The following is a 24,821-nucleotide window of genomic DNA, read 5'->3' on the forward strand; positions in this document are numbered from 1 at the left end:
AGATGTCTCGAGTAGGTAAGATGCCAATCGCTTTGCCGGCCGGTGCAGAAGTTGCAATTTCAGCAGAGCAGATTACAGTAAAAGGTCCTATGGGCGTGCAGACACAAAGCCTCAATGGCTTAGTGAAAGTTGCGAACGATAACGGCACTTTGAGTTTTTCACCAGCCAATGATGGCCGTGAAGCTAATGCAATGACTGGTACTTTACGTGCCTTGGTCAATAACATGGTTACCGGTGTTACTAAAGGCTTTGAAAGAAAACTCACTTTGGTCGGCGTTGGTTACAAAGCGCAAGCTCAGGGTGATAAGTTGAATTTGTCTTTAGGTTTTTCACATCCAGTCGTACATCAAATGCCAGAAGGTATTTCTTGTGCTACGCCAACTCCTACTGAAATCCTGATTAAAGGTGTTAATAAACAGGTAGTAGGTCAGGTGGCAGCTGAAGTCCGTGCATACCGCAGCCCAGAGCCTTATAAAGGCAAGGGTGTCCGTTATGCGGACGAAGTGGTTGTGATTAAAGAAACCAAGAAGAAGTAATAGGGGTTGACGATGGACAAGAAACAATCACGTCTGCGCCGCGCACGTCAAACCCGTGCCAAGATCGCAGAACTCAAAGTGAACCGCCTGGCCGTGCATCGCACCAACCTGCACATCTACGCAAACATTATTGGCCCAGACGCCAAAGTGTTGGCGTCGGCTTCCACCGTAGAGGCGGAAGTACGTGCAGAATTGGCTGGCAAGTCCGGAGCTGGTGGCAACACCACAGCCGCGACTTTGATCGGCAAGCGTGTAGCAGAGAAGGCAATCAAAGCAGGGGTTACCGAAGTTGCGTTTGACCGCTCCGGTTTCCGTTACCATGGCCGCATCAAGGCGCTTGCAGAAGCTGCCCGTGAAGCTGGCTTGAAGTTCTAAGGAAAATTTGTCATGGCAAAAATGCAAGCAAAAACAGCAGCCGACAAGCCGGATGATGGCATGCGCGAAAAAATGATCGCGATCAACCGTGTAACCAAGGTGGTTAAGGGTGGTCGTATCATGGGCTTCGCTGCATTGACAGTTGTAGGCGACGGCGATGGCCGTATCGGTATGGGCAAAGGTAAGTCGAAAGAAGTTCCTGTTGCCGTACAAAAAGCGATGGAAGAAGCACGTCGTAAGATGATCAAAGTGACTTTGAAAAACGGTACTTTGCAACACACCGTTACTGGTAAGCACGGCGCGTCTTCCGTCATGATTTCTCCTGCAAAAGAAGGTACTGGCGTTATCGCTGGTGGTCCAATGCGCGCGATTTTTGAAGTAATGGGTATTGTTAATGTTGTTGCTAAATCCAACGGCTCAACAAATCCTTACAACATGGTTCGTGCAACTTTGAATGGTCTGGCTAAGATGAGTACTCCATCTGAAATCGCTGCAAAGCGTGGCAAGACCGTTGAAGAAATCCTCGGTTAAGGAGAGCGCGATGACTAAGACAGTAAAAGTGCAATTGGTCAAAGGTCTGATCGGCACACGCCAGGATCACCGTGCTACCGTGCGTGGTCTGGGTCTGCGTCGTGTTAATTCAGTTTCTGAATTGCAAGACACGCCAGCAGTACGCGGCATGATCAATAAAGTCTCGTATCTTGTGAAGGTTGTAGCGTAAGTCGTCAGACTTATGTTCGGAGCAAATTATGGAATTGAATAACATACAACCTGCTGATGGCGCTAAACACTACAAACGTCGTGTTGGTCGTGGTATCGGCTCAGGTTTGGGTAAGACAGCGGGTCGCGGCCATAAAGGTCAAAAATCTCGTTCCGGCGGCTTTCATAAAGTCGGTTTCGAAGGCGGTCAGATGCCTTTGCAACGTCGCTTGCCAAAACGTGGTTTTAAATCACTGGCAACACCGTACAAAGCAGAAGTTCGTCTGACAGACTTGGAAAATTTGCCAGTCACTGAAATTGACATCCTTGCTTTAAAACAAGCTGGTGTTGTTTCTGAGCTCGCACGTGTAGTTCGTGTGATCTTGTCTGGTGCGATTACTAAGAAAGTAACTTTGAACGGCTTGATCGTCACAAAAGGCGCTAAAGCTGCAATCGAAGCTGCTGGCGGTACGATCGCTTAATTCACTGCAGACACCGGAGCAATAATTGGCAACATCTCCACAACAAGCTAAAAGTGCAGCAAGCGGATTTCCCTGGGGGCGACTCTGGTTCCTGCTTGCAGCATTGGTTGTCTATCGGATTGGTGCTCATGTACCTGTTCCAGGTATAGATCCAACTGCATTGGCAGATCTGTTTAAGCAAAACCAAGGTGGTATCTTGGGGATGTTTAATATGTTCTCCGGTGGTGCATTGTCACGGTTCACCGTGTTTGCACTCGGCATCATGCCGTATATCTCGGCATCGATCATCATGCAACTGATGTCTATCGTTTCTCCGCAACTGGAAGCACTGAAAAAAGAAGGTGAATCCGGTCGCAGAAAAATTACTCAGTACACACGTTATGGAACTTTGTTACTGGCGACAGTGCAGGCATATTTCATTGCGTTTGGTCTGGAGGCGCAGCCAGGGCTCGTTATTGATCCCGGCCTCGCTTTCAGATTCACTACTGTAGTGTCATTGGTGACTGGTACGATGTTTTTGATGTGGCTGGGCGAACAAATCACTGAGCGCGGTTTAGGTAACGGTATTTCTATCATTATCTTCGCCGGTATTGCTGCTGGTTTGCCAGGTGCCTTGGTAAGTTTGTTTGAGTTGGTTCGTACTGGTTCTATGCATCCTGCGTCAGTATTGTTGATCTGTGTTATTGCGGTAGCTGTGACGTTTCTGGTGGTATTTGTGGAACGTGGCCAACGTAAGATTCTGGTTAATTATGCGAAGCGTCAGGTCGGAAATAAAGTGTATGGCGGGCAAAGCAGTCATTTGCCGCTGAAGTTGAATATGGCTGGTGTAATTCCTCCGATTTTTGCTTCATCGATCATTTTATTCCCAGCGACGATTACCAGCTGGTTCACCAAGGGTGCAGATTCTTCAACGAGCGGGTTTATTACGTTCTTGAAAGATCTGGCTGCATCAATGGCGCCAGGCGAGCCTATTCATGCGTTGTTGTACGCTGCTGCGATTATTTTCTTTTGCTTCTTTTATACCGCTTTGGTATTCAACAGCAAAGAAACAGCTGATAATTTGAAGAAGAGTGGAGCGTTTGTCCCTGGAATACGTCCAGGCGATCAGACTGCCCGCTATATCGACAAAATTTTGATGCGATTGACGTTGGCTGGTGCGGTTTATATCACGCTAGTCTGTTTGTTACCTGAATTTTTGATTGCCAAATGGAAAGTTCCTTTCTACTTCGGTGGTACATCCCTGCTGATTATCGTAGTGGTGACCATGGATTTTATGGCTCAGGTGCAAAACTATGTCATGTCGCAGCAATACGAGTCGCTGCTTCGTAAAGCAAATTTCAAGGGCGGGATTCCTTCGCGGTAATTTGCTGAAGGGACAGCAGATCGAATGGCAAAAGACGACGTTATACAGATGCAGGGCGAGATTCTGGAGAATCTTCCGAATGCAACATTTAGAGTTAAGTTGGAAAACGGGCATGTTGTACTAGGCCATATTTCCGGGAAGATGCGGATGAACTATATCCGTATTCTTCCAGGTGATAAGGTGACAGTGGAATTGACGCCTTATGATTTGAGCCGGGCGCGAATAGTGTTCCGAACCAAGTAAATTAAAAGTGAACAAGAAGGGAAGAGGGCAAAAATGAAAGTTCTCGCATCAGTTAAGCGGATCTGCCGCAACTGCAAAATCATCAAGCGCAAAGGTGTTGTTCGTGTTATTTGCACAGAACCACGCCATAAACAGCGCCAAGGTTAATTTAACGTTATTGAACGAGGAATAACGAATGGCACGTATCGCAGGGGTTAATATCCCAAATCATCAGCATACCGTAATCGGCTTAACTGCTATCTATGGTATTGGCCGTCCACGCTCACAGAAAATCTGTGAAGCAACAGGTGTTTTGACCAATAAAAAGGTTAAAGATCTGGATGACAACGAACTCGAGAAGCTTCGCGACGAAATCGGTAAATTTATCGTCGAAGGTGACTTGCGTCGTGAATTGTCCATGAACATCAAGCGCTTGATGGACTTGGGTTGCTATCGCGGCTTGCGTCATCGTAAAGGCTTGCCTTGCCGTGGCCAACGTACACGTACTAACGCACGTACACGTAAAGGTCCACGTAAAGCAGCTCAATCTTTGAAGAAATAATCCAGGCTAGCCCGGATCCAAGGAAATCATTATGGCAAAAGCACAAAACAACGCAGCAGCAGCACGTGCTCGTAAGAAAGTTAAAAAGAACGTTGCTGAAGGTATCGCACACGTTCACGCTTCTTTCAATAACACCATCATCACGATCACTGATCGTCAAGGCAATGCTCTCTCTTGGGCAACTGCTGGCGGTGCTGGTTTTAAAGGCTCACGTAAATCTACTCCGTTCGCAGCTCAGGTTGCAGCGGAAGCAGCAGGTAAAGTTGCTGTTGAATGCGGTATCAAAAATCTGGAAGTTCGCATCAAAGGCCCAGGCCCAGGTCGTGAATCTTCAGTACGCGCACTGAACAATCTCGGCATCAAGATTTCTTTGATCCAAGACGTAACTCCAGTACCACACAACGGCTGCCGCCCTCCAAAGCGTCGTCGTATCTAAGCGGTAGCATTTGCTGCTGGCGTTCTGACGGTATTTCCGTTAGAATGCAAGCCCGCCATTTTGTTGGCGGGTTTTGTGTTGGGAATTTTATTTCAGGCATTAAGCGATTCGCTTTCGCCTTTAAGACCACTGTCTGATAGCAAGCAGATCAGACTAGCGCAGCCAAGTTCTGCGTCATTTATAAAAGGAAAATATTGTGGCACGTTATATCGGACCAAAAGCTAAGTTATCCCGTCGTGAAGGCACGGATCTGTTTCTGAAAAGCGCACGCCGCTCTTTGGATTCAAAATGCAAATTAGATGTAAAACCAGGTCAACACGGTGCTAAATCTGGCGCACGTACTTCTGACTTCGGTAATCAATTACGCGAAAAGCAAAAAGTTAAACGTATGTACGGCGTTCTGGAACGTCAATTCCGCCGCTACTTCGCTGAAGCTGATCGCCAAAAAGGCAACACAGGCGAAACACTGTTGAAATTGCTGGAATCCCGTCTCGACAACGTTGCATACCGCATGGGCTTCGGCTCTACACGTGCTGAAGCACGTCAGTTGGTAAGCCACAAAGCTTTCACAGTCAACGGTATCGTTGTTAACATCGCTTCTTACCAAGTTAAAGCTGGTGACGTTGTTGCTGTTCGTGAAAAAGCGAAAAAACAAGTTCGTATCGTTGAAGCTCTGTCCCTGGCTGAGCAATCCGGCATGCCTTCATGGGTAGCTGTTGATGCGAAGAAAATGGAAGGCACTTACAAGTCCATGCCAGATCGTAGCGATATCGCTCACGATGTCAACGAATCCCTGATCGTTGAATTGTATTCTCGTTAATTTTAGTTTCATCGCCTGCCTGTTTTACGACAGGCAGGCTTTTTCTTTAATGCCGTCAGCCTTATCGGTGTAACGAGCCGAGGGTATTGAAAAGGACATTTCATGCAAAACAATCTGTTGAAGCCACGTATTATCGATGTGGAAATGCTGGGTGCCGGTCACGCTAAAGTCGTGATGGAACCGTTTGAACGTGGCTATGGCCACACACTGGGCAATGCGCTGCGTCGCGTATTGTTGTCGACGATGGTTGGTTATGCGCCAACTGAAGTAGTGATTGCTGGTGTTGTTCATGAGTATTCATCCCTCGATGGCGTTCAAGAAGACGTCGTTGATATTCTGTTGAACTTGAAGGGTGTTGTATTCAAGTTGCACAATCGTGAAGAAGTGACACTGACATTGAAAAAAGATGGCGAAGGCGCAGTGTTGGCGTCCGACATCGAGTTGCCACATGATGTGGAACTGATCAATCCAGATCACGTCATCGCGAATCTGACCGCCGGCGGTAAGCTGGACATGCAGATCAAAGTTGAAAAAGGCCGTGGCTATGTGCCTGGTAACGTTCGTCGTTTGTCTGAAGATGCAAACAAAACGATAGGCCGCATGATTCTGGATGCGTCTTTCTCTCCAGTGCGTCGTGTTTCTTACTCCGTTGAGTCCGCTCGTGTTGAACAGCGTACCGATCTGGATAAATTGATCATCAATATTGAAACCAATGGCGTGATCACACCAGAAGAAGCAATTCGTCAATCTGCCCGCGTGCTGGTTGATCAATTGAATGTCTTCGCTGCTCTGGAAGGTACAGAAGCAGCCGCTGAAGCACCATCCCGTGCACCAGCCGTTGATCCAGTTCTGTTGCGTCCAGTGGATGATCTGGAATTGACAGTACGTTCAGCAAACTGCCTGAAAGCAGAAAACATTTACTACATTGGTGATCTGATCCAACGTAGCGAAAATGAACTGTTAAAGACACCAAACCTGGGTCGCAAATCTTTGAACGAAATCAAAGAAGTGTTGGCTTCCCGTGGCTTGTCTTTGGGCATGAAGCTGGAAAACTGGCCACCTGCAGGCTTGGAAAAATAATTTGTCGGAATGAACGGTTTTAAATAAAGCCGTTCATTTTTTTATCGTAGTAAAAATAATTACCGGCCCGCGACAATGTTGTCGATAGAAGAGCTGGCAATGAAATCTGAAAGGAAATACCATGCGTCACCGTCACGGCTTACGTAAGCTGAATCGTACTTCATCCCACCGTTTGGCTATGTTGCGCAACATGACAGTATCCCTGTTGCGTCACGAAGCGATCAAAACAACATTGCCAAAAGCAAAAGAACTGCGCCGCGTTATCGAGCCGATTCTGACTTTGGGTAAAGTTGATACATTGGCTAACAAACGTCTGGCGTTTTCCCGTCTGCGCGATCGCGAAATGGTTTTGAAACTGTTTGCGGAACTCGGCCCACGTTACGCAAATCGTAATGGCGGCTACCTGCGTATTCTGAAAATGGGCTTCCGCGTTGGCGACAATGCACCGATGGCTTACGTTGAGTTGCTGGATCGTCCAGAAGTCACTGATGTAGAAAATGCTCCAGTAGCAGAATAATTTAAGACGATATTTCTTAAATAAAAAGGCCCGGTTTATCCGGGCTTTTTTTTCTTCATTTGTGTGCCTGTTATCAACGCGTTTATATTTAGCTCTATTCAGTTTGGGTTGCTCGTGATCATCAGACTCTTGCTAAAATGAGCGCTATGAAGACAAACGACGATAAAGTTTTACTGGTAATGACGAATTGTCCGGATAAGACCGTTGCGCTCACGATCGCCCAAAATATATTAGAAAATAATTTGGCCGCATGCGTGAACGTCATGCCCGAAATAATGTCTCTGTACACGTGGGATGGTCAGCAGGAAGTCACTACTGAAGTGCCATTGCACATCAAGACAACAACTCAAGCCTATCCAGATCTGCAGGCATTGATTTGCTCGCTGCACCCTTACCAAGTACCGGAAATTATTGCTATTCCCGTGGTCGATGGCTTACCTGCCTATCTGCAATGGGTACAAGAACAAACAGGACTTAAATGAACACGCATCGCATCGCAACGCTCTCGCCGCAAAACGGTTTCATTCATGTATTACAGATGCTGTTAATGAGCGCATTTCTGATTCTCAGTAGCCTGGCGCATGCCGATGAGTTTCTCGATCCGGAAGTCGCTTTCAAAGCATCAGCCAGAATGGCTGAACCCGGCGTTGCCGAGGTGACGCTGACCATTGCTGATGGTTATTATTTGTACCGTGAAAAGTTGAAATTCACTTCGGCCGACGCAAAAATTGGCGATGTCGTGCTGCCAGCCGGTAAGGTCAAGTTTGACGAAACTTTTCAGAAAGACGTTGAGACGTACCGCAAGTCTGTATTGATCAGGATTCCGGTACAGGCTGCTAATGACTTCACATTGAAAGTCGGCAGACAAGGATGTGCTGATCAGGGCTTGTGCTATCCGCCGTTGGAAAGTGAATTCAGACTGAGCATCGCAGCGGGTAACGCTGCCACTTCGTCACAGTCGGGCGGCGCAGACCTCAGCAAGACCGATGCCGCGCCAGATGCAGAAAGCAGCAGCATCAGTGCAGCACTAAAGAGCGGTAAGTTATCCGTCATCCTGCCTTTGTTCTTCATTCTTGGTCTGGGCTTATCGCTGACACCGTGTGTGCTGCCGATGGTGCCTATTTTGTCTTTTATCATCGTTGGTGAAGGCGCGGGTGTCAGTCGTACGCGTGGATTTATGTTATCGCTTGCGTATGTCCTGGGGATGTCACTGGTGTACACAGGAATGGGTGTTGCTGCCGGTCTCGCCGGTGAGGGCTTGGCGGCGACCCTGCAAAATCCTTGGGTATTGGGTGCATTTTCCTTATTGATGGTGTTCTTCGCGTTGTCGATGTTTAACGTCTATCAATTGCAAATGCCGGCGGCATTACAAACTAAGTTAACCGAAATTTCCGAAGGTCAGCGCGATAGTAAATTAGGAAAATTAATTGGTGTATTCCTGATGGGAGCGATTTCTGCGTTGATCGTTGGACCATGTGTCACGGGCCCATTGCTTGGCGCGCTGGTCTATATCAGTCAGACGCGCGATGTGATCGTTGGTGGTGCCGCAATGTTCGCTATTGCGATCGGTATGGGCGTGCCTTTGTTGTTACTCGGTATATCTGCAGGCAGCTTGTTACCACGCGCTGGAATCTGGATGGAAAACATCAAACGTTTCTTTGGTGTGCTGATGCTGGCGATGGCGTTATGGATGATTTCGCCAGTCATTCCGGTCTGGTTACAGATGCTCGGGTGGGCAACGCTATTGATTGCATACGCTGGCTATCAGTTATTTTTTCATCGATCAGGTTTGCCAGGGAAGCTGATTGCCGCTGCGTTCGGCGTACTGGGTTTATTGCAGCTCGTTGGTGTCGCTACCGGCGGTCGCGATATCTATGCTCCGGTCGCTCATTTGTTCGGCACGCAGACGCATGGTGCAGTGTTTGTCCGTGTACGTAATGTTGCAGAGCTGGACGCGGCATTGGCGCAGAGCAAAGGAAAAACCGCGATGCTCGATTTCTATGCCGACTGGTGCGTCTCTTGTAAAGAGATGGAGAAACTGACGTTTACAGATCCTAAAGTAAAAGTAAAAATGGATGCAATGTTGCTGCTGCAAGTCGACGTTACCGCGAATAATGACGACGATAAAGAAATGCTGAAGCGCTTTAAATTATTCGGCCCTCCGGGCATCATTTTCTTCAATAATCAAGGTGCAGAAATTCCAGACAGTCGCGTCGTCGGCTTCCAGAATGCTGAAAAATTCTTGCAGTCCCTATCAAGAATTGAAGGTAAGTAATTAACCGGGATCAGCGCCGTACTTTTGCAGCGCTGATCCAGCGTCCCTCCTAATCGCACTTATATAACTAAGCCGATATAAGCTTGCAACTTCTCTGTTCTTGAGAAGTTGAAAGAGGCGACTTATAGTCAGACTCTACATTTTTGGGAGAGTAAGATGACTTTACGTTTAGGCGATATTGCACCGGATTTCGAGCAGGATTCCTCCATAGGAAAACTGAAATTCCACGAATGGGCTGGCAATTCCTGGGTGGTGCTATTTTCCCATCCGGCGGATTTCACACCGGTCTGCACCACAGAACTCGGCTTGACCGCGAAGCTGAAGCCAGAGTTTGACAAGCGCAATGTCAAAGCGATTGCCTTGTCGGTTGACGGCGCGGATTCACATCTGCAATGGATTAAAGATATTGAGGAAACGCAGCATACCGTGGTTGGTTTCCCTATCATCGCTGATGCTGATCGTAAGGTTGCCGCGTTGTACGACATGATTCACCCGAATCAATCGGAAACCGTCACAGTGCGCTCGCTATTCATCATTGATCCGAATAAAAAAGTTCGCCTGATCATTACTTATCCGTTGACCACTGGCCGCAATTTTGATGAAGTGCTGCGTGTGATCGATGCCCTGCAACTGACCGATGGCTATACGGTCGCCACACCAGGCAACTGGCGTGATGGTGACGATGTGATTATTCCTTTGTCGATCAAAGATGAAGAAGTGATCAAGCAGAAATACCCGAAAGGTTACAAAGCACCGAAGCCGTATCTGCGCATTACACCGCAACCAAATAAGTAACTGACGTTTCAATGAAAAATCCCCAGTGCGAAAGCGATCGGGGATTTTTTATTTGCGTGGCCCAACGTTCCTAAGCTGGCAGATATCCTTGTTGTTCGTGCATTGACGCATCATTGCTTTTGCAGACAAGCGGATGCGTATGCGTTCTCTCACCAGGGAAGCTGGCTAATCGTCTTCGTAGTGAGCTTTTTATTGCCTTCCGAGGTTACTGAGACAGTGTACTTATCTAGCATGCTGACGAGCACTGGTATTGCCTGTTTGCGTTTTTCTTCTGATATTGGATTGACGAATTCTGCAACATAAGAATCAGTCTGCTGACCATCCTGATAAATGATTTTTTTCGTCAGTTGATAACTTCCGATGGTACGAAGTTGTTGATCGAGTTGCGGATCTATCGTAGGTGCTTCGCGATTGACATCCATCGTGACTTTTTGAGGCGGCAGCTCCCAGCGTACCGTGAGCTTGCCAGGTGCAATTTGAGTGCTTTCACGGGTGCAAGCAGTTTGAGCGATCATTCCGATCAAGATCGCAATACGGAAAAATGTTTTCATTAGAACTTGCTCCCATTGTAAGAATGCCATTTTGGCATCGAGAGTATTGGGAGGCAAGTTCTATCTTTTTTCTGTTCAACGCATAGGCGTGATGTGCTCAGCGTAATCATACAAAGCACCGAGTATCTCTTCGGCGCGTTCATCGGCTTCTTCCGATAACTGATCGATGCGCTCAAAAAACTGTTCTACCGTCATTGCATTGCCCAGCCCGTCATGCAGGCGGGCGGCGCGGTGTTGTTCCCATACTTCTGCTTCTTCCGCACTCAGCGTTGCGGGGAAATTTCTGGCGCGATAGCGGAACAGCAGTTCGTCCAGTCGTGCATCTTGAAAATGGGTCGAGGCTTGCGCCAGTTGTTCTGCTGGCAGCGCCCGCAGCTCGTTCAGTAAGCGCCGGTCAGCATTGCCGATGAAGCCGTTGTACAAATCTTCGTCAACATCATTGTTCGTTGATGAGCCGTTTGCGGCAGAGCGGTCAAACACCACTTCCCATATCTGAGCCATGTCCGGCGCATGGGCTGCGATGGCAGCGTGCGCCATCACTGCATTCATATCGATGCCCCAATGCGCGGCGCGTTCGGCGGATAGTGTTTTCAGATTGCTGATGACTATTGGTGATTTATTGATGTGGATGGTTTTGATCGGCAGACGGGTCACACCCTCAGGTAAATCGCTGCTCTTGCTGAACATACGCAGCTGAATTTCTTCGCTGCTGAGCGAAAATAATTCAGCCGGATCGGCGCTCAAATCCCAGACGATGATTTCGTTTTTGTTGGTCGGATGCATCGCCAGCGGCCACATCACGCTGATGCATCCGCGTTCTGCCGGAATCATGCCCGTGATGTGCAGAAACGGCTTTGGCACAGGCCAGCCTATCTCTTCCATCACGCGATCTTTCTTGCGCAGACTCAGGCAGAAATCAAACAGCCGCGGATTTTTTTCTTTCAGCAAACGCGCCATCGCAATCGTCGCGCGCACATCGGATAAAGCATCATGCGCGGCTTCGTGGCTGAGGCCGTTGGCGGCCGTCAGATGTTCGAGGCGGAAGCTGACTTTACCTTCTTCGTTACGCGGCCACTGTATGCCGTCGGGGCGCAGCGCATACGCGGTACGCACGACATCGAGAATATCCCAGCGGCTGCAATTGTTTTGCCATTCGCGGGCATACGGGTCGATCAGATTGCGCCAGAATAAAAAACGGGTGACTTCATCATCGAAGCGTATGGTGTTGTAGCCGACGCCGACGGTGCCGGGTTGCGCGAATGCGGCTTCGATTTGCCGCGCGAATTCGTGTTCCGGAACGCCGCTTTGCAGGCAAGTTTGCGGCGTGATTCCGGTGATCAGGCAGGCTTGTGGATCGGGCAGAAAATCGGGTGCGGGCTGGCAATACAGCATCAGTTCGTCGCCGATTTCATTGAGTTCCGCATCGGTGCGGATGGCGGCAAATTGCGCCGGGCGATCGCGGCGTGGCACGGCGCCGAAAGTTTCATAGTCGTGCCACAGATAGGTCAGTGCTTGCATGGAATCGTCAGGAATGGCTGCAAAAGTAAAAGAAATAAGTGCAAAAACAGGTGAAATATACTGGGGGGAGTATTTTTAAATGCTCAATGTTTATAAGGAAATGAAGGGTATTTAACCACATACTCCCCCAAAAACGTATTATCGACGCGAATTGCGCAGGCGATCTTCGAGGTAGCGCTGGCTGCGGAAATATATCAACAGCAGCACGACGATGAAGCCCATCGCACCCATCGTGATCCAGAAACCGGAGGCGTTTTTGAGCAGCGGCATGACTTCAAAATTCATACCGAAAATCCCGGTAATCAGTGTCAGTGGCATGAACAAGGCCGTGATGACTGTCAGGGTGCGCATGATTTCGCTGGTGCGGTGCGCCATCGCAGAAAAGTGTATCTGCACCGCCGATTCCAGCGATGCTTCGAGGCGGCGCGCATGATTCAGTACGCGGCTGATGTGTTCCATCACATCAGTCGTGCGAACCAATAACAAATCTTTCGCACGGCTTTGCGCATCGTCATTGCCGTCATGCGTATCGACGATATGATCGCGCAATTCCTGCAATGCATCGCGTTGTTCTTCGCACAGATTATCGAGTTTGCGTAATTCCAGACGCGAATCGAGCAAGGCCATCCAATTATTGAACGGGCGGCGCGGGTCCAGCAGCGCGTGCTGCCAGCGATCGAGTTGTTGTGTCAGTGGCTGGCGCAATTCCAGATACTGATCCACCATCGCATTGAGTAAGCGCAGCATCAGATCTTCGGGTGACGCTGGCAAGCGACCATGACTGCCGCCATCGGCTTTGGCCTTGTAATTCAGCAAGCGGGCGCGGGCGTTGTCGATGGTTTTGCTGTTCGCCGCACGGACGGTGACAAGCGCATGACTGAAGACAAAAAAGGAGACCGGAACGGTCAATAATTTATTCAGCGCAGCCGGAATTTTCCGTTTTTCTGTGGTGTCGGTTGCGACAGCTTCACCGTTTAACGCGAGCTTGCGAAAGACCACCAACTCGTAATCATGGGTGTTATCGAAATACGAAGGATGGCTCAGATTGACGGCATCGCTCAGATGCAGATCGTAAATATGAATGCCGGTAATGCGTTCTACTTCTGCCCGCCATGCCTCTGCATTGTTGCTGACTTCATCGTGGGTTGCATCCAGCCACAGAAAGCCTTGCGGTGTGACGGCGGAATCCGGATTGAGTAATACCTGATTGTCGTTAATATGAAAGATATCCATGCGGTTTCGTTTTAAAAATCAGTAAGAGCGTCAGTAAGCAAGCCGCGCAGGCGGTAAGGATGCAGGCCTGCGCCGTACTGGTGAGTGTGCTGATGCCAAACCAGCTTGATGTCGTCAGCACCATCGCAGCACAGATTGCAATTCTGAATGCTTCGAACAGCGCAAAGAATTTTTGCTGTTGCATCAGACCGCCGATGATCCAGAAACCGGCCAGCAGCCACATTGCATAGAGCATCAGCGAAACGCCACCGGCGTTATTTGCGCTGAGTAAAAAATGCGTTGTGATATTCAGTCCCAGCGCGAACTGCGCGAGACAGTACCACATCAGCGCGCCTTGCAATGGCGGATTATATTCTGGCCGTTGCAGATCGAATGTGACGGGCGCAGAGCGTGCCGCCAGATCGGCAGGTTGCCATCCCGGCGGCATCAGCCAGATCTTGAATTTATCCACCCAGCGCCGGGTACTCAGCATGTCTTTCAGCACGGCAGCATAGACTTCCGCATTGGCCCAGAATGGATTCCAGCTACGCAAGGGTTTGCGTGTGCCAAACACGACAGGATGCGCATCCTGCTCTTCGATGAAGGTGCCGAACAAGCGATCCCATAGGATCAGGATGCCGCCGAAATTTTTATCCAGATAGATGTCATTGACCGCATGATGCACGCGATGATTTGACGGCGATGCAAACACGCGGTCAAACCAGCCCAGCTTGTCGATTTGCTGCGTGTGTATCCAGAATTGATACAGCAAATCGATCAGTCCCACGACGATGAATACTTCCGGCGGATAACCGAGCAATGCCATCGGTAAATAAAATATCCAGCCGAATAAATGGCCGCTGCTGGTTTGCCGCAACGCGGTACTCAGATTGTAATGTTCACTTTGATGATGGACGACATGCGCTGCCCACAGCAGGTTCGTCATATGACCCATGCGGTGCAGCCAGTAATATAAAAAGTCATACAGCAACAGACCGCTGAGCCAGACCCAGGGTTGATCTGCTGGCAGCGTGGCGATGGCAAAATGTTGCGCAACCCAGACGTAAATACCGATAGATAATAACTTCAGAAAGACGTTAATAATCTGGCTCATCACGCCCAGGCTGAGGCTGTTGATCGCATCATTAACGCGGTATTCATGGCGATGCCGGCGCATAGCGACGTAGGCTTCAAGCGCGATCAGCAGAAAAAATATCGGGCTGGCAAAAGTGATGACTTTTTCTTGCATGCGCTTCACCGTCAAAAGAGAAAGGAAGCAGTGATGCTACACGGCTACAGACATCTTGGGAATGCCTGTAGCCGTGACGCAGAATGCTGTCGCGCAGCATCGCTGGCGGCAGTTATCTGCGTAGGTAGAACACCGGCGCAGCCGGTGTGGTGGTTTAAGCGTGTCGCAGCAAGCGTGCGATATCGCGGGCAAAATAGGTCAGTACGCCATCGGCACCAGCCCGTTTGAATGCCATCATGGATTCCATCATGGTTTTGTTGTGATCGAGCCAGCCGTTTTGCGCAGCCGCTTTAATCATCGCGTATTCGCCGCTGACCTGATAAGCGAAGGTCGGCACCCTGAATTCATCTTTGACGCGACGCACAATATCAAGATATGGCATGCCGGGTTTCACCATCACCATATCCGCACCTTCGGCCAGATCAAGCGCCACTTCGCGCAAGGCTTCATTGCTGTTGGCCGGATCCATCTGGTAGGTTGCTTTATCGCTCTTGCCGAGATTGGTCGCAGAGCCAACCGCATCACGGAACGGGCCGTAGAAAGCGGATGCATATTTAGCGGAGTAAGCCATGATGCGCGTGTGAATAAAATTGTTCGCTTCGAGTGCATGACGAATCGCACCGATGCGGCCGTCCATCATATCGCTGGGGGCAACAATATCAGCGCCGGCGCGGGCGTGGGTCAGTGCCTGACGCACCAGCATTTCTGTGGTTTCATCATTCAGCACATAGCCATTCGCGTCGATCAGGCCATCCTGACCGTGACTGGTGTAGGGGTCCAGTGCGACATCGGTAAGAATGCCGAGTTCAGGGAAGCGGCTTTTCAACTCGCGGATAGCGCGTGGCATCAGGCCGTCAGGATTGGTTGCTTCGATACCGTCCGGGGTTTTTAAACTGGGATTAATGACCGGGAATAAAGCCATCACTGGAATGCCGAGTGCGACGCAGTCTTCTGCAACGCCCAGCAGCAGATCAATGGAAACGCGTTCCACGCCTGGCATCGACGCCACTTTTTCGCATTGATTAACGCCATCCAGTATAAATACCGGATAAATCAGATCGGCAGAGGTAATGGTATTTTCGCGCATCATCGCGCGTGAAAAAACATCCTTACGCATGCGACGCATACGTACAGCGGGGAAAAGATTGGGTTTGTTTTGGGCCATGATGAATTAAAAAATATTTGTCAGGTAAATGAAACTTTTTGGGTTCAGCCATATCTTAACGCACAGGTTAGGAATCATGATCTCCAAGCCTACCGCTTCTCCTCCCTGAGCGGGCACCGTTCGTCCCTATTCGTATCGGTGTTATTTCGCCCCGGCCAAAGCCGGGGTTTTTTTTATTCGCTTTCTGGTGGAACTTCTGTCTCCATCTGTTCAGGCGGGCGATCCAGACCAAGTAAACGCTGTATCGTTGCATCGGCTTCTTCTATGCCGGTGCGTTTCAAGGCTGAAAATAATTGCACGCTGTATGGAAATAAAGGACCTTCATCATCCGCGTAGCTGGCGAGTATGTCTTTGGCCTGGCGCAAAGCATTGGCAGATTCATTTTTGTTTAATTTATCTGCTTTGGTGAGTATGCAATGGATAGGCCGTCCACTTGGCGCAAACCATTCAAGCATCTGGATGTCCAGATCGGTAAACGGGCGGCGTGCATCCATAATCAGCACCAATGCCGCGAGCTGCGTTCGGCGTTGTATGTAGGAGCCGAGTAACTGGTTCCAGTGATTTTTCGCCGCGCCGGGCACTTCAGCGTAGCCATAGCCGGGTAAATCGACCAGTAGCGCACGGATCTCATCAACCCGGGTTTCATCTTTGCGATGCATCGCGACGTGGGCTCCGCCGATAGAAAAATAGTTGATATGTTGAGTGCGACCAGGAGTCTTTGATGCAAAACAAAGCTTTTTCTGGTTGCATAGGGTATTAATGGCAGTTGATTTGCCTGCATTGGAGCGACCGGCGAATGCGATTTCCGGTACATGGGTACGCGGCAGATCACGTAAGTGATTTACCGTAGTAAAGAAGCGGGCTTGCCAGAGGATAGACATAGAGGAAAGGAAAAATTGAAAAATGCAACAGTCAGCAGTAAAAACGCCTGAAAGCTATTGTACAATAAGGGGTTCGGTAACGGGCGGTAGCAGCATCGTACTGACCCCTTCTGGTTGTTTCCAGGGTTTGATTCAACTGAATTCAGATCAAGCCAGTAGCTACGTGTCGCCATCAGGGCAGATTTCTATTATTTAGTCTCAGGGTGTTTGAATGAACCGTGCTTTCTTACCATTTTTGAAGTCCATCAGCATCGCTATTCTGGCGTTGTCCTCGATTGCTTCCGCGTATGCCAATGAACCAGCCAAGGCTGTTAAAGCAGATCCGGCTAAAGGCGAGGCGCTGTTCACTAACGGCGACCCGGCGCGCGGCATCGTTGCCTGCGCATCCTGTCATGGTGCCGGCGGCAATTCCACGATTACCGTCAATCCTAAGTTGTCTGCACAGCACGACGCGTATATCGTGAAGCAGTTGCAGGATTTCACCGGCGCTGATCGTAACAATCCGGTCATGACGACTTTTGCAAAAGTGATGACGGCAGACGATATGAAAAACGTCGCTGCTTATCTGGCGAAACAAAAATCTCAGCCGGGTGCTGCAAAAAATAAAGACATCGTTGAACTGGGCAAACAAATCTATCGCGGCGGTATTGCTGAGAAAAATGTACCTGCCTGCGCGGGTTGCCATAGCCCTAACGGTGCCGGTATTCCTGCTCAGTTCCCACGTATCGCTGGCCAGCATCAGGATTACACGATTGCTCAGTTGACCAATTTCCGCACTGGTGCACGTAAAAACAGCGCACAAATGGTGACCATCGCCAAAAAAATGTCGGACGATGAAATGAAGGCAGTTGCAGATTACGTAGCCGGTTTGAAATAACTGATTACTACAAGCTAAAGACAACAGGAGGGGGTGGCGCAAAGCCATCCCCTTTTTTTTCAGGTTTTTCTCGGAGCAGTATGGAAAACAAAACAGAAACCGGCATCGCGGATGATCCGGTGGCCGACACCGGCGGTATACAGATTGCGACCCGCAAGTTGTGGCTGGCCGACGCGATAGAGTTAATATCGTCTATGCGTTTTGCGATTAGTTTGCTGACGCTGATTTCGATTGCATCGGTGATCGGCACCGTGCTCAAGCAAAATGAGCCTATGCCGAATTACGTCAATCAGTTCGGGCCATTCTGGTTTGAGGTCTTCGGTAAATTCAGTTTGTATTCTGTGTATTCTGCCTGGTGGTTTCTGCTGATCATGGCGTTTCTGGTCTTGTCGACCAGTCTGTGCCTGATTCGCAATGCCCCCAAAATGCTGAAAGACATGCGTAGCTGGCGCGACAACGTGCGCGAGCAATCATTGCGCAATTTCCGTCATAAAGCAGAATGGACGTCAACGCATCAGCGTTCGCAACTGCTGGCTGATATGACGCAACACCTTGCGCGTATTGGTTATAAATTCAAAGTCGTAGAAAAAGAAGGTGCAACCCTGATCGCCGCCAAGCAAGGAGCGGGGAATAAATGGGGCTATATTTTTGCGCATGCCGCGATCGTGATTATCTGTATCGGCGGCATGCTGGACTCCGAGTTGCCAATCCGCTTTCAGCAATGGTTCATGGGTAAAGTGCCGTTTGATGGTAACGGCATTATTGCCAATATTCCGCAGCAACATCGCTTGTCGCTGGCGAATCCCACTTTCCGTGGCAATACTATGATTCCTGAAGGTGCCAGCAGCAATACTGCAATTATTCCGCAGCAAACCGGTGTCCTGATTCAGGATTTGCCGTTCACGATTAAACTGAATAAATTCACGATCGATTTTTACAGCAGTGGCATGCCTAAGTTGTTTGCCAGCGATGTTGAGGTGACCGATCATGAAACCGGTAAAAAATTCAACTCTACGATTAAGGTGAATCAGCCTTTGATATACAAAGGCGTGGCGGTCTATCAATCGAGTTTTGAAGATGGCGGCAGTCGTTTGAAGTTAGCCGCATTTCCTATGTCCGGGGCATCGGCGACCAGTTTTGAAGTCGCAGGTGAAGTCGGCGGAAATACGCCGCTGAGCGGGCAGGGCGGCAATGCTTACACCATAGAATGGTCAGGGTTCCGCCCGTTCAACGTCGAAAACATGACGCGGAATGGCGCTGACGTACGCGCGGTCAATACCGGTAAATCTTTTAACGAAAAATTCAGTGCCGATCTCGACAAACATCTTGGTTCTGCTGCGAAGAATGCGAACAACAAGGATTTGAAAAACGTCGGCCCCAGTGTGCAGTACAAATTGCGCGACAAAACCGGGCAAGCGCGGGAGTTTCATAATTACATGCAGCCATTGCTGGTCGATGGCGATTACATGTTTCTTGCCGGTACCAGAGATAGTCCGGCTGATGCCTTCCGGTATTTACGTATTCCTGCCGATGATAATGACAGCGTGAATGAATGGATGCGTCTGCGCGCAGCGGTCGCCAATCCGGCTCTGCGTGAGGCTGCCGCACAGCGTTATGCAGCCAGAGCTTTGCCCGCCAAAATGAACAATGCGTCGCAGATGCAGACGCAACTGGCAGAATCTGCGAAAAAAAGTCTGGGCATTTTTGCAGGCGACGGAAAACAAGCTGGTTTCGTGGCTATTTCGACATTCTTAGAACAGATTCCCGCCGCAGATCAGGGCAAGGCGGCGGATGTATTCATGAAAATTCTGAATGGCAGCCTGTGGGATCTGTGGATGCTGGCGCGTGAGAAAGACGGGTTGCCTGCGCTGGAACTGACTGAGAAACATGGACGTTTCCTGCAATTATCTATCGGTGCGATGTCAGATGCTTATTTCTATGGTGCGCCTGTGTATCTGCAACTCAGAGGCTTTGACGAGGTCAAGGCATCGGTATTGCAAGTCACTCGCTCACCGGGGAAAAATATCGTTTATCTCGGCTGCTTATTTTTAGTCATAGGCGTGTTTGCGATGTTTTACATCCGTGAGCGACGTTGTTGGATCTGGCTCAAAGACGACGGACAGGGGACGAATACACTGATGGCTCTGAGTTCACAACGCAAAACCCTGGATTTTGAAAAAGAGTTCGGCGAACTGAAGGCGCAGCTGGGGCAGGTGATCAGTAACGGTCAGGCGTAAGAATGTAATCAGAACAAAGATGCAACGAATAGACTACACTGACGACCAGGATATTTTCCTATTCTGGTTCGGGGAGAAATGATGGAAATGACACAAAATTACACGCCCTATCAAGGCTTTTTTAAGCGACTGGGTGTGCTCGACTGGCTGTATGCCGTTGCTCTGTGCATGGCGTCGCTGTTTGCATTGAACCGTTTCGGTGCTTACATGGATGTCTATGAAAAAGGCATTTTGTTGTTAGCTGCCCCGACATTTGCATGGTTGGGCTGGCATTGGAAGCCGGTGCGTCCGCTGATCGTACTGCTGGCCTTACTGAGTTTCTTTGCCATTCATTTGTACGCCGGTTCACTGGAAATGGCGAACCAGAAATTCTTTCTGAAATATCTGCTGTCGAGCCAGTCCGCGATTCTGTGGATGAGCACGCTGTTCTTTTTATCGACTTTATTTTACTGGGGCGGTTTGATTGCCCGGTCTGATTTCGGTGCCTCGGTCGGCTCTGTGCTGTGCTGGGCGGCGGTTGTGATGGGCTTTACCGGTATGCTGGTGCGCTGGTATGAGTCGTATCTGGTTGGTGCCGACATCGGTCATATTCCGGTCTCAAATCTGTATGAAGTCTTTATTCTGTTTTCGCTGATTACGGCACTGTTTTATCTGTACTACGAACAGGAATACAAAACCCGGCAATTAGGGGCATTTGTGTTGCTCGTGATTTCCGCTGCGGTTGGCTTTTTGCTGTGGTACACAGTCACTCGCGATGCGGCAGAAATTCAGCCGCTGGTGCCGGCGCTGCAAAGCTGGTGGATGAAAATTCATGTACCTGCAAACTTCATCGGTTACGGCACGTTTGCGCTGGCGGCGATGGTGGCAATGGCGTATCTGCTGAAATCGAAAGGCTATCTGGAGGATCGCCTGCCTGCACTGGAGGTGCTGGACGATGTGATGTACAAAGCGATTGCGGTGGGTTTTGCCTTCTTCACGATCGCCACGATACTTGGTGCGCTGTGGGCTGCGGAAGCCTGGGGCGGTTACTGGTCGTGGGACCCGAAAGAAACCTGGGCGCTGATCGTCTGGCTGAATTACGCTGCATGGCTGCACATGCGCCTGATGAAGGGCTTGCGGGGGCAGGTTGCCGCCTGGTGGGCGCTGGTGGGTTTGCTCGTGACGACATTTGCTTTCCTTGGCGTCAATATGTTCCTGTCCGGCCTGCATTCCTACGGCACGCTGTAATCAGTTAAATTTTCCTCGCTCAGCAGACTTTTGCGACTCGTGAGAAACTAAGCGGCAAAACAGGGTGAGTGTTTCATTCATTCTGTTTTGTCTGGCGTTTCAACCCTGGAGTCTGTCATGCTGATCAAATCTCATCCCAGTGGCAAGCATTTGCCGCTTTCATCTGAAATTACCCCAAAAGAGGTGTTTGAATCGCGTCGCGATTTCATACGCCAGTTGGCCGTCGGAACGATTGCCGGTGGTAGCTTGCTGGAAATGGCCAATCGTGAAGCGTTTGCGCAAACACCGGCGGCGCAGAAACTGGCGGCGAATCTTAATCCGGCATACGCGCTGGTAGAGAAAAAGACCGCTTACAAAGACGCCACGACCTACAATAATTTCTATGAATTCGGCACCGATAAAGCAGATCCGGCCGTGATGGCTGGTAGCCTGAAAACACGGCCGTGGACAGTGGTGATCGAAGGCGAAGTCAAAAAGCCTGTCACACTCGACCTCGATAGTTTGCTCAGGCTGGCGCCGCTGGAAGAACGCATTTATCGTCTGCGTTGCGTCGAAGGCTGGTCGATGGTTATTCCGTGGGTAGGCTATTCTTTATCGCATCTGCTGAAAAAAGTAGAGCCGACGGGCAACGCCAAATACGTAGAATTCATCACGCTCGACGATAAGAAGCAGATGCCGGGTTTGCGCAGCCCTGTGCTCGACTGGCCGTATGTCGAAGGTCTGCGGATAGATGAAGCGATGCATCCGTTGGCGCTGCTGACATTCGGCATGTACGGTGAAATTTTACCGAATCAGAATGGCGCACCGGTACGCATGTCTGTCCCTTGGAAATACGGTTTTAAGTCGGCCAAGTCTATCGTTAAAATCCGTCTGACTAAAGAGCAGCCGCGCACGGCGTGGAATCAATCTGCGCCAAACGAGTACGGTTTTTATTCGAATGTGAACCCGCAAGTCGATCACCCGCGCTGGTCGCAGGCAACGGAACGACGTATCGGTGAAGATGGCTTATTTACCCGCAAGCGCAAGACCCTGATGTTTAATGGTTATCCTGAAGTCGCTTCCATGTACGCGGGCATGGATCTGAAAAAATTCTTTTGATATGGCGATGTCTCAGCGGCAGATAACGGTGATCAAAACCGTCGTCTTTATTCTTTGTTTATTGCCCTTGGCGAGGCTTATAGGCTTCGCTGTGTTGGATCAACTGGGTGCCAATCCTCTGGAATTTATTACCCGCAACACTGGTGACTGGACCTTGTATTTTTTATGCGCCACCCTCGCAGTGACGCCCATACGTAAAATTTCTGGCTGGAGCTGGTTACTGCGCTTGCGGCGCATGCTGGGCTTGTATGCATTCTTTTATGCCAGCCTGCATTTTCTGACTTTCCTTTGGTTCGATCACTTTTTTGATCTGGCGGAAATGTGGGCTGACGTACTGAAACGTCCGTTCATCACGGTTGGGTTTCTCGGCTTTGCCGGATTGTTACCGCTGGCGCTGACCAGCACGAATGGCATGATCAAGCGCCTCGGCGGCAAGCGCTGGCAACTTTTGCATCGCCTGATTTATCTGATTGTGCCTGCCGGTGTCTTGCATTATTACTGGATGAAAGCCGGTAAGCATGATTTGTCGCAACCACTGATGTTTGCTGTACTGGTCGGCGTGTTGTTGTTGATGCGCATGTGGTGGCGCTGGTCTGCCAGCCGCAGCGAGCTGTCGTAGGGACGCTGAAAACGCCAGACAAATCGCTTAAAAACGCCAGGCCATACCTATGCCGATTTGCCGTTCTGTGAACAGCGTTTTCTTCTGATATTTGAAACCGATATCCAGATCGAGATTGCTCGCTGGCGAATAAATGACGCCAGCGACCAGATAAGGTTGCCAGTAGCCATCATTTTTTTGATCGGCTTGCGCTATGCCCATATCAGCAAGCAACTGTGTTTGTGGCGTGATCGCACGCAATACTGCGACCGACGTGCGCCATAGTTGATCGCGTTGCTGTGCATCTGCCAGCGCCTGTCGGTGCTGACGTATATTCAGACTGAGATTGCTGTGTATCACCCACGGCCCGGCGTTTTCCGTACGGACCAAAGTCAGGGCGAGATCATAACGGTCGCTACCGAATGTCTTTGCGCCAGTCGGGAAAAAGACTTCGGTTTTCCAGGCCCAGTTGGTGTTTTCCCGGGACGAGAACACATACTTGCTACCGACCGACAAATCGCCGAGCGCACCGGGAGAAGACCAGCGTATGGGACTGGAAAAAAACAGATCGAGCTGATCGCTGGCACCGTAGGTGTAAGTCAGATTGCCGATCTGACTGTGTGCTCTCGATGTTGACCAGTGATCACTATTAAATTCAATTTGCTGTTTGCCAGTGGTTTGCAGATTGGCGTCTTCTGTCACCAGCGGATGGGCGGCATGTGCTGCGTTCTGTGTCATCAGTGCGCAGGCGATGAGCAACATGGTTTTACGTAATTTTTGCATCTCTATTTTTTCCACGGCATAATGCTCGGCACAATTTTCAGCACATCGTACCGTTGAATTATGACAAGCTATCTACTTAAAAAGGACCAGATGCAAACGCTGACGCAGCGCGTGGCGTTGCGACTGTTAAGTTGCATCGGATGGAAGGTGCATTTCCGTCCCTTGCCCGGTCCCCGGGGCATCATCATCGTTTATCCGCATACGTCAAACTGGGATTTTCCTATCGGTGTTCTGGGAAAGCTGGCGATCGGTATGCCATTTTATTTCATCGCAAAGTCTTCTCTGTTCGAAGGCTTCACTGGCGCGACGATAGGCCGCATTATCCGCGCTTTGGGCGGCGAACCTGTGGAGCGCGGTGTCTCGACTGGTGCGATTTCCCGGTTGGCGGAAAAAGTCAATCAGTCTGACTGGTACTGGATGGTGATCGCACCTGAAGGCACCCGTAGTCGTAAACCTTACTGGCGCAGCGGGTTTTATCACATCACTTGCGCTGCCAGGGTTCCTTTGGGCTGCGCCTATTTTGATTTTCGTCGCAAAGAAGTCAGTCTGGTCGACTATCTTGAGTTAAGTGGCGACATCGATGGCGATCTGGCGAAGATACGCGGCATTTACGATGGCGTGCAGGGGTGTCGTCCGCAACTCGCCAGCCCGATACAGTTTCGCCCCGATAACGCTAAAAAATAGGGAGTATATGCCAAAAATGCTTGAATCTCTACGAATATAAAGGGGCTTTAAATATACTCCCGGGGAGTATTATTTTGCCGTAGAGAGCGTCTGGGCACTCGGTTTATTCGGCAAATACAAAGGAGCTTTTTGTCCGCAGGCGGAAAGCAGGCTGAGGAGTAACAGGGAAGAAATCAGGGTACGCATCTTGAATTGTCTGACACCGTATAAAATGGCGTTTTAAGTGTGAATCAATGCGAGGAGTGTAGCATGACTGAATCTGATTTCCTGACTCTGGCGGAATCTTGCCTTGGCCAAGTGGAAGAGATGTTTGAAAAAGCGTTCGACAATGATGAGCTGGATGTTGAATGCAGCCGTACCGGGAATGTATTGACGATAGAGTTTGTGAACAACGGCTCAAAAATGATCGTCAACAGTCAGGCGCCGATGCAAGAAATGTGGCTGGCGGCGCGCGCCGGAGGTTACCACTATAAATATGATGGACAGCAATGGCGCAACACGCGCGATGGCTCGGAATTATTTACGACCTTGTCCTCGCTGGCGCAAGAACAAGGTCGCTGAATTTACCGAATTTACTGA

31 protein-coding genes are annotated in these 24,821 nt (G+C 49.7%); 23 read left to right on the forward strand and 8 right to left on the reverse strand.

Going from position 1 to position 24,821, the window contains the following annotated elements; all coding sequences use genetic code 11:
* Positions 1 to 2 precede the first annotated feature (2 nt).
* From rplF to H8K26_RS02765, 16 genes are all read left to right on the forward strand, one after another.
* Entirely contained in the window at positions 3 to 536 is a 534-nt protein-coding gene (gene rplF / locus H8K26_RS02690; protein ID WP_186884636.1) for a 50S ribosomal protein L6, read from the forward strand.
* 12 nt (positions 537 to 548) lie between these two features.
* A complete protein-coding gene (gene rplR / locus H8K26_RS02695) occupies positions 549 to 911 on the forward strand; it encodes a 50S ribosomal protein L18 (RefSeq protein ID WP_186884637.1) in 363 nt (120 codons plus the stop codon).
* 12 nt (positions 912 to 923) lie between these two features.
* Entirely contained in the window at positions 924 to 1,442 is a 519-nt protein-coding gene (gene rpsE, locus H8K26_RS02700) for a 30S ribosomal protein S5 (RefSeq protein WP_110255927.1), read from the forward strand.
* 10 nt (positions 1,443 to 1,452) lie between these two features.
* Positions 1,453 to 1,632 (forward strand): 50S ribosomal protein L30, encoded by a 180-nt coding sequence (rpmD, locus tag H8K26_RS02705; RefSeq protein WP_186884638.1) that lies wholly within the window; start codon positions 1,453 to 1,455, stop codon positions 1,630 to 1,632.
* Between the two features lie 28 nt (positions 1,633 to 1,660).
* Positions 1,661 to 2,092, forward strand: a complete 432-nt coding sequence (rplO, locus tag H8K26_RS02710) for a 50S ribosomal protein L15 (RefSeq protein WP_186884639.1) — start codon at positions 1,661 to 1,663, stop codon at positions 2,090 to 2,092.
* A gap of 25 nt (positions 2,093 to 2,117) precedes the next feature.
* Complete coding sequence (gene secY, locus H8K26_RS02715; protein WP_190477132.1) at positions 2,118 to 3,455, forward strand: preprotein translocase subunit SecY; 1,338 nt, start codon at positions 2,118 to 2,120, stop codon at positions 3,453 to 3,455.
* Between the two features lie 24 nt (positions 3,456 to 3,479).
* Positions 3,480 to 3,698 (forward strand): translation initiation factor IF-1, encoded by a 219-nt coding sequence (infA, locus tag H8K26_RS02720; protein ID WP_005663428.1) that lies wholly within the window; start codon positions 3,480 to 3,482, stop codon positions 3,696 to 3,698.
* A 33-nt stretch (positions 3,699 to 3,731) separates the two neighbouring features.
* Positions 3,732 to 3,845, forward strand: a complete 114-nt coding sequence (rpmJ, locus tag H8K26_RS02725; RefSeq protein ID WP_014004415.1) for a 50S ribosomal protein L36 — start codon at positions 3,732 to 3,734, stop codon at positions 3,843 to 3,845.
* Positions 3,846 to 3,873: 28 nt separating this feature from the next.
* Positions 3,874 to 4,239 carry a 30S ribosomal protein S13 gene (gene rpsM, locus H8K26_RS02730; protein WP_186884641.1) on the forward strand — a complete coding sequence of 122 codons (366 nt, stop codon included), beginning with the start codon at positions 3,874 to 3,876 and terminating at the stop codon, positions 4,237 to 4,239.
* Between the two features lie 31 nt (positions 4,240 to 4,270).
* Positions 4,271 to 4,675 (forward strand): 30S ribosomal protein S11, encoded by a 405-nt coding sequence (gene rpsK / locus H8K26_RS02735; protein ID WP_110255932.1) that lies wholly within the window; start codon positions 4,271 to 4,273, stop codon positions 4,673 to 4,675.
* 196 nt (positions 4,676 to 4,871) lie between these two features.
* Positions 4,872 to 5,495: a 30S ribosomal protein S4 gene (rpsD, locus tag H8K26_RS02740; RefSeq protein WP_186884642.1), complete on the forward strand. Its 624-nt coding sequence runs from the start codon at positions 4,872 to 4,874 to the stop codon at positions 5,493 to 5,495.
* A gap of 102 nt (positions 5,496 to 5,597) precedes the next feature.
* Positions 5,598 to 6,575 (forward strand): DNA-directed RNA polymerase subunit alpha, encoded by a 978-nt coding sequence (locus H8K26_RS02745; protein WP_186884643.1) that lies wholly within the window; start codon positions 5,598 to 5,600, stop codon positions 6,573 to 6,575.
* Positions 6,576 to 6,696: 121 nt separating this feature from the next.
* Positions 6,697 to 7,092 (forward strand): 50S ribosomal protein L17, encoded by a 396-nt coding sequence (rplQ, locus tag H8K26_RS02750; RefSeq protein ID WP_186884644.1) that lies wholly within the window; start codon positions 6,697 to 6,699, stop codon positions 7,090 to 7,092.
* A 146-nt stretch (positions 7,093 to 7,238) separates the two neighbouring features.
* Positions 7,239 to 7,574 (forward strand): divalent-cation tolerance protein CutA, encoded by a 336-nt coding sequence (cutA, locus tag H8K26_RS02755; RefSeq protein ID WP_370587083.1) that lies wholly within the window; start codon positions 7,239 to 7,241, stop codon positions 7,572 to 7,574.
* A complete protein-coding gene (dsbD, locus tag H8K26_RS02760) occupies positions 7,571 to 9,367 on the forward strand; it encodes a protein-disulfide reductase DsbD (RefSeq protein ID WP_190477134.1) in 1,797 nt (598 codons plus the stop codon). The genes cutA and dsbD overlap by 4 nt, the downstream gene beginning before the upstream one ends.
* A 156-nt stretch (positions 9,368 to 9,523) precedes the next feature.
* A complete protein-coding gene (locus H8K26_RS02765) occupies positions 9,524 to 10,162 on the forward strand; it encodes a peroxiredoxin (protein ID WP_190477136.1) in 639 nt (212 codons plus the stop codon).
* Positions 10,163 to 10,311: 149 nt separating this feature from the next.
* Here H8K26_RS02765 and H8K26_RS02770 read toward each other — a convergent pair whose 3' ends face one another.
* The 6 genes from H8K26_RS02770 to yihA all read right to left on the reverse strand — a co-directional run bounded on the left by H8K26_RS02770 (position 10,312) and on the right by yihA (position 16,738).
* Complete coding sequence (locus tag H8K26_RS02770; protein ID WP_190477138.1) at positions 10,312 to 10,743, reverse strand: hypothetical protein; 432 nt, start codon at positions 10,741 to 10,743, stop codon at positions 10,312 to 10,314.
* A gap of 45 nt (positions 10,744 to 10,788) precedes the next feature.
* Positions 10,789 to 12,231, reverse strand: coding sequence for an exodeoxyribonuclease I (sbcB, locus tag H8K26_RS02775; RefSeq protein WP_190477140.1), 1,443 nt, complete (start codon positions 12,229 to 12,231; stop codon positions 10,789 to 10,791).
* Between the two features lie 138 nt (positions 12,232 to 12,369).
* Positions 12,370 to 13,464: a magnesium transporter CorA family protein gene (locus H8K26_RS02780; RefSeq protein ID WP_190477142.1), complete on the reverse strand. Its 1,095-nt coding sequence runs from the start codon at positions 13,462 to 13,464 to the stop codon at positions 12,370 to 12,372.
* Complete coding sequence (locus H8K26_RS02785; protein WP_190477144.1) at positions 13,445 to 14,692, reverse strand: sterol desaturase family protein; 1,248 nt, start codon at positions 14,690 to 14,692, stop codon at positions 13,445 to 13,447. The genes H8K26_RS02780 and H8K26_RS02785 overlap by 20 nt, the downstream gene beginning before the upstream one ends.
* Positions 14,693 to 14,846: 154 nt before the next feature.
* A complete protein-coding gene (gene hemB / locus H8K26_RS02790) occupies positions 14,847 to 15,857 on the reverse strand; it encodes a porphobilinogen synthase (RefSeq protein ID WP_186884652.1) in 1,011 nt (336 codons plus the stop codon).
* A 173-nt stretch (positions 15,858 to 16,030) separates the two neighbouring features.
* Positions 16,031 to 16,738 carry a ribosome biogenesis GTP-binding protein YihA/YsxC gene (gene yihA, locus H8K26_RS02795; RefSeq protein WP_186884653.1) on the reverse strand — a complete coding sequence of 236 codons (708 nt, stop codon included), beginning with the start codon at positions 16,736 to 16,738 and terminating at the stop codon, positions 16,031 to 16,033.
* 211 nt (positions 16,739 to 16,949) lie between these two features.
* Here yihA and H8K26_RS02800 point away from each other — a divergent pair, with 211 nt between their 5' ends.
* The 5 genes from H8K26_RS02800 (at position 16,950) to H8K26_RS02820 (ending at position 22,796) form a co-directional block, all read left to right on the forward strand.
* A complete protein-coding gene (locus tag H8K26_RS02800) occupies positions 16,950 to 17,615 on the forward strand; it encodes a c-type cytochrome (RefSeq protein ID WP_190477146.1) in 666 nt (221 codons plus the stop codon).
* 80 nt (positions 17,616 to 17,695) lie between these two features.
* Positions 17,696 to 19,852 (forward strand): cytochrome c biogenesis protein ResB, encoded by a 2,157-nt coding sequence (locus H8K26_RS02805; RefSeq protein WP_190477148.1) that lies wholly within the window; start codon positions 17,696 to 17,698, stop codon positions 19,850 to 19,852.
* Positions 19,853 to 19,930: 78 nt separating this feature from the next.
* Positions 19,931 to 21,079 carry a c-type cytochrome biogenesis protein CcsB gene (gene ccsB / locus H8K26_RS02810; RefSeq protein WP_390365958.1) on the forward strand — a complete coding sequence of 383 codons (1,149 nt, stop codon included), beginning with the start codon at positions 19,931 to 19,933 and terminating at the stop codon, positions 21,077 to 21,079.
* Positions 21,080 to 21,196: 117 nt separating this feature from the next.
* Positions 21,197 to 22,177 (forward strand): protein-methionine-sulfoxide reductase catalytic subunit MsrP, encoded by a 981-nt coding sequence (msrP, locus tag H8K26_RS02815; RefSeq protein ID WP_190477151.1) that lies wholly within the window; start codon positions 21,197 to 21,199, stop codon positions 22,175 to 22,177.
* 1 nt (position 22,178) lies between these two features.
* A complete protein-coding gene (locus tag H8K26_RS02820; RefSeq protein WP_190477152.1) occupies positions 22,179 to 22,796 on the forward strand; it encodes a protein-methionine-sulfoxide reductase heme-binding subunit MsrQ in 618 nt (205 codons plus the stop codon).
* Positions 22,797 to 22,823: 27 nt separating this feature from the next.
* Here H8K26_RS02820 and H8K26_RS02825 read toward each other — a convergent pair whose 3' ends face one another.
* Positions 22,824 to 23,573 carry a transporter gene (locus tag H8K26_RS02825; protein WP_190477153.1) on the reverse strand — a complete coding sequence of 250 codons (750 nt, stop codon included), beginning with the start codon at positions 23,571 to 23,573 and terminating at the stop codon, positions 22,824 to 22,826.
* Between the two features lie 75 nt (positions 23,574 to 23,648).
* Between H8K26_RS02825 and H8K26_RS02830 the strand changes: the two genes are divergently transcribed.
* A complete protein-coding gene (locus tag H8K26_RS02830; RefSeq protein ID WP_223826796.1) occupies positions 23,649 to 24,242 on the forward strand; it encodes a 1-acyl-sn-glycerol-3-phosphate acyltransferase in 594 nt (197 codons plus the stop codon).
* Positions 24,243 to 24,311: 69 nt separating this feature from the next.
* Here H8K26_RS02830 and lptM read toward each other — a convergent pair whose 3' ends face one another.
* Positions 24,312 to 24,428 (reverse strand): LPS translocon maturation chaperone LptM, encoded by a 117-nt coding sequence (gene lptM, locus H8K26_RS18015; protein WP_186884661.1) that lies wholly within the window; start codon positions 24,426 to 24,428, stop codon positions 24,312 to 24,314.
* Between the two features lie 63 nt (positions 24,429 to 24,491).
* Here lptM and cyaY point away from each other — a divergent pair, with 63 nt between their 5' ends.
* Complete coding sequence (gene cyaY, locus H8K26_RS02840; protein ID WP_186884662.1) at positions 24,492 to 24,803, forward strand: iron donor protein CyaY; 312 nt, start codon at positions 24,492 to 24,494, stop codon at positions 24,801 to 24,803.
* The last annotated feature ends 18 nt before the right edge of the window (positions 24,804 to 24,821 follow it).

Origin of the sequence: Cognatundibacterium aquatile, assembly GCF_014699135.1 — a bacterium.
Lineage (GTDB): Bacteria > Pseudomonadota > Gammaproteobacteria > Burkholderiales > Burkholderiaceae_D > Undibacterium > Undibacterium aquatile.

Bases quoted from the DNA above. Each gene is read 5' to 3' on its own strand.
- rpsE (WP_110255927.1), top strand. From the start codon at position 924: ATGGCAAAAATGCAAGCAAAAACAGCAGCCGACAAGCCGGATGATGGC.
- lptM (WP_186884661.1), bottom strand. From the start codon at position 24,428: ATGCGTACCCTGATTTCTTCCCTGTTACTCCTCAGCCTGCTTTCCGCC.
- rplO (WP_186884639.1), top strand. From the start codon at position 1,661: ATGGAATTGAATAACATACAACCTGCTGATGGCGCTAAACACTACAAA.
- cutA (WP_370587083.1), top strand. From the start codon at position 7,239: ATGAAGACAAACGACGATAAAGTTTTACTGGTAATGACGAATTGTCCG.
- rpmD (WP_186884638.1), top strand. From the start codon at position 1,453: ATGACTAAGACAGTAAAAGTGCAATTGGTCAAAGGTCTGATCGGCACA.
- ccsB (WP_390365958.1), top strand. From the start codon at position 19,931: ATGATGGAAATGACACAAAATTACACGCCCTATCAAGGCTTTTTTAAG.
- dsbD (WP_190477134.1), top strand. From the start codon at position 7,571: ATGAACACGCATCGCATCGCAACGCTCTCGCCGCAAAACGGTTTCATT.
- rplQ (WP_186884644.1), top strand. From the start codon at position 6,697: ATGCGTCACCGTCACGGCTTACGTAAGCTGAATCGTACTTCATCCCAC.
- cyaY (WP_186884662.1), top strand. From the start codon at position 24,492: ATGACTGAATCTGATTTCCTGACTCTGGCGGAATCTTGCCTTGGCCAA.
- H8K26_RS02745 (WP_186884643.1), top strand. From the start codon at position 5,598: ATGCAAAACAATCTGTTGAAGCCACGTATTATCGATGTGGAAATGCTG.
- yihA (WP_186884653.1), bottom strand. From the start codon at position 16,738: ATGTCTATCCTCTGGCAAGCCCGCTTCTTTACTACGGTAAATCACTTA.
- H8K26_RS02820 (WP_190477152.1), top strand. From the start codon at position 22,179: ATGGCGATGTCTCAGCGGCAGATAACGGTGATCAAAACCGTCGTCTTT.
- msrP (WP_190477151.1), top strand. From the start codon at position 21,197: ATGCTGATCAAATCTCATCCCAGTGGCAAGCATTTGCCGCTTTCATCT.
- H8K26_RS02770 (WP_190477138.1), bottom strand. From the start codon at position 10,743: ATGGCATTCTTACAATGGGAGCAAGTTCTAATGAAAACATTTTTCCGT.
- rplF (WP_186884636.1), top strand. From the start codon at position 3: ATGTCTCGAGTAGGTAAGATGCCAATCGCTTTGCCGGCCGGTGCAGAA.
- H8K26_RS02830 (WP_223826796.1), top strand. From the start codon at position 23,649: ATGCAAACGCTGACGCAGCGCGTGGCGTTGCGACTGTTAAGTTGCATC.
- H8K26_RS02785 (WP_190477144.1), bottom strand. From the start codon at position 14,692: ATGCAAGAAAAAGTCATCACTTTTGCCAGCCCGATATTTTTTCTGCTG.
- H8K26_RS02800 (WP_190477146.1), top strand. From the start codon at position 16,950: ATGAACCGTGCTTTCTTACCATTTTTGAAGTCCATCAGCATCGCTATT.
- infA (WP_005663428.1), top strand. From the start codon at position 3,480: ATGGCAAAAGACGACGTTATACAGATGCAGGGCGAGATTCTGGAGAAT.
- sbcB (WP_190477140.1), bottom strand. From the start codon at position 12,231: ATGCAAGCACTGACCTATCTGTGGCACGACTATGAAACTTTCGGCGCC.
- H8K26_RS02765 (WP_190477136.1), top strand. From the start codon at position 9,524: ATGACTTTACGTTTAGGCGATATTGCACCGGATTTCGAGCAGGATTCC.
- H8K26_RS02780 (WP_190477142.1), bottom strand. From the start codon at position 13,464: ATGGATATCTTTCATATTAACGACAATCAGGTATTACTCAATCCGGAT.
- hemB (WP_186884652.1), bottom strand. From the start codon at position 15,857: ATGGCCCAAAACAAACCCAATCTTTTCCCCGCTGTACGTATGCGTCGC.
- H8K26_RS02805 (WP_190477148.1), top strand. From the start codon at position 17,696: ATGGAAAACAAAACAGAAACCGGCATCGCGGATGATCCGGTGGCCGAC.
- rpsM (WP_186884641.1), top strand. From the start codon at position 3,874: ATGGCACGTATCGCAGGGGTTAATATCCCAAATCATCAGCATACCGTA.
- rpsK (WP_110255932.1), top strand. From the start codon at position 4,271: ATGGCAAAAGCACAAAACAACGCAGCAGCAGCACGTGCTCGTAAGAAA.
- rplR (WP_186884637.1), top strand. From the start codon at position 549: ATGGACAAGAAACAATCACGTCTGCGCCGCGCACGTCAAACCCGTGCC.
- rpmJ (WP_014004415.1), top strand. From the start codon at position 3,732: ATGAAAGTTCTCGCATCAGTTAAGCGGATCTGCCGCAACTGCAAAATC.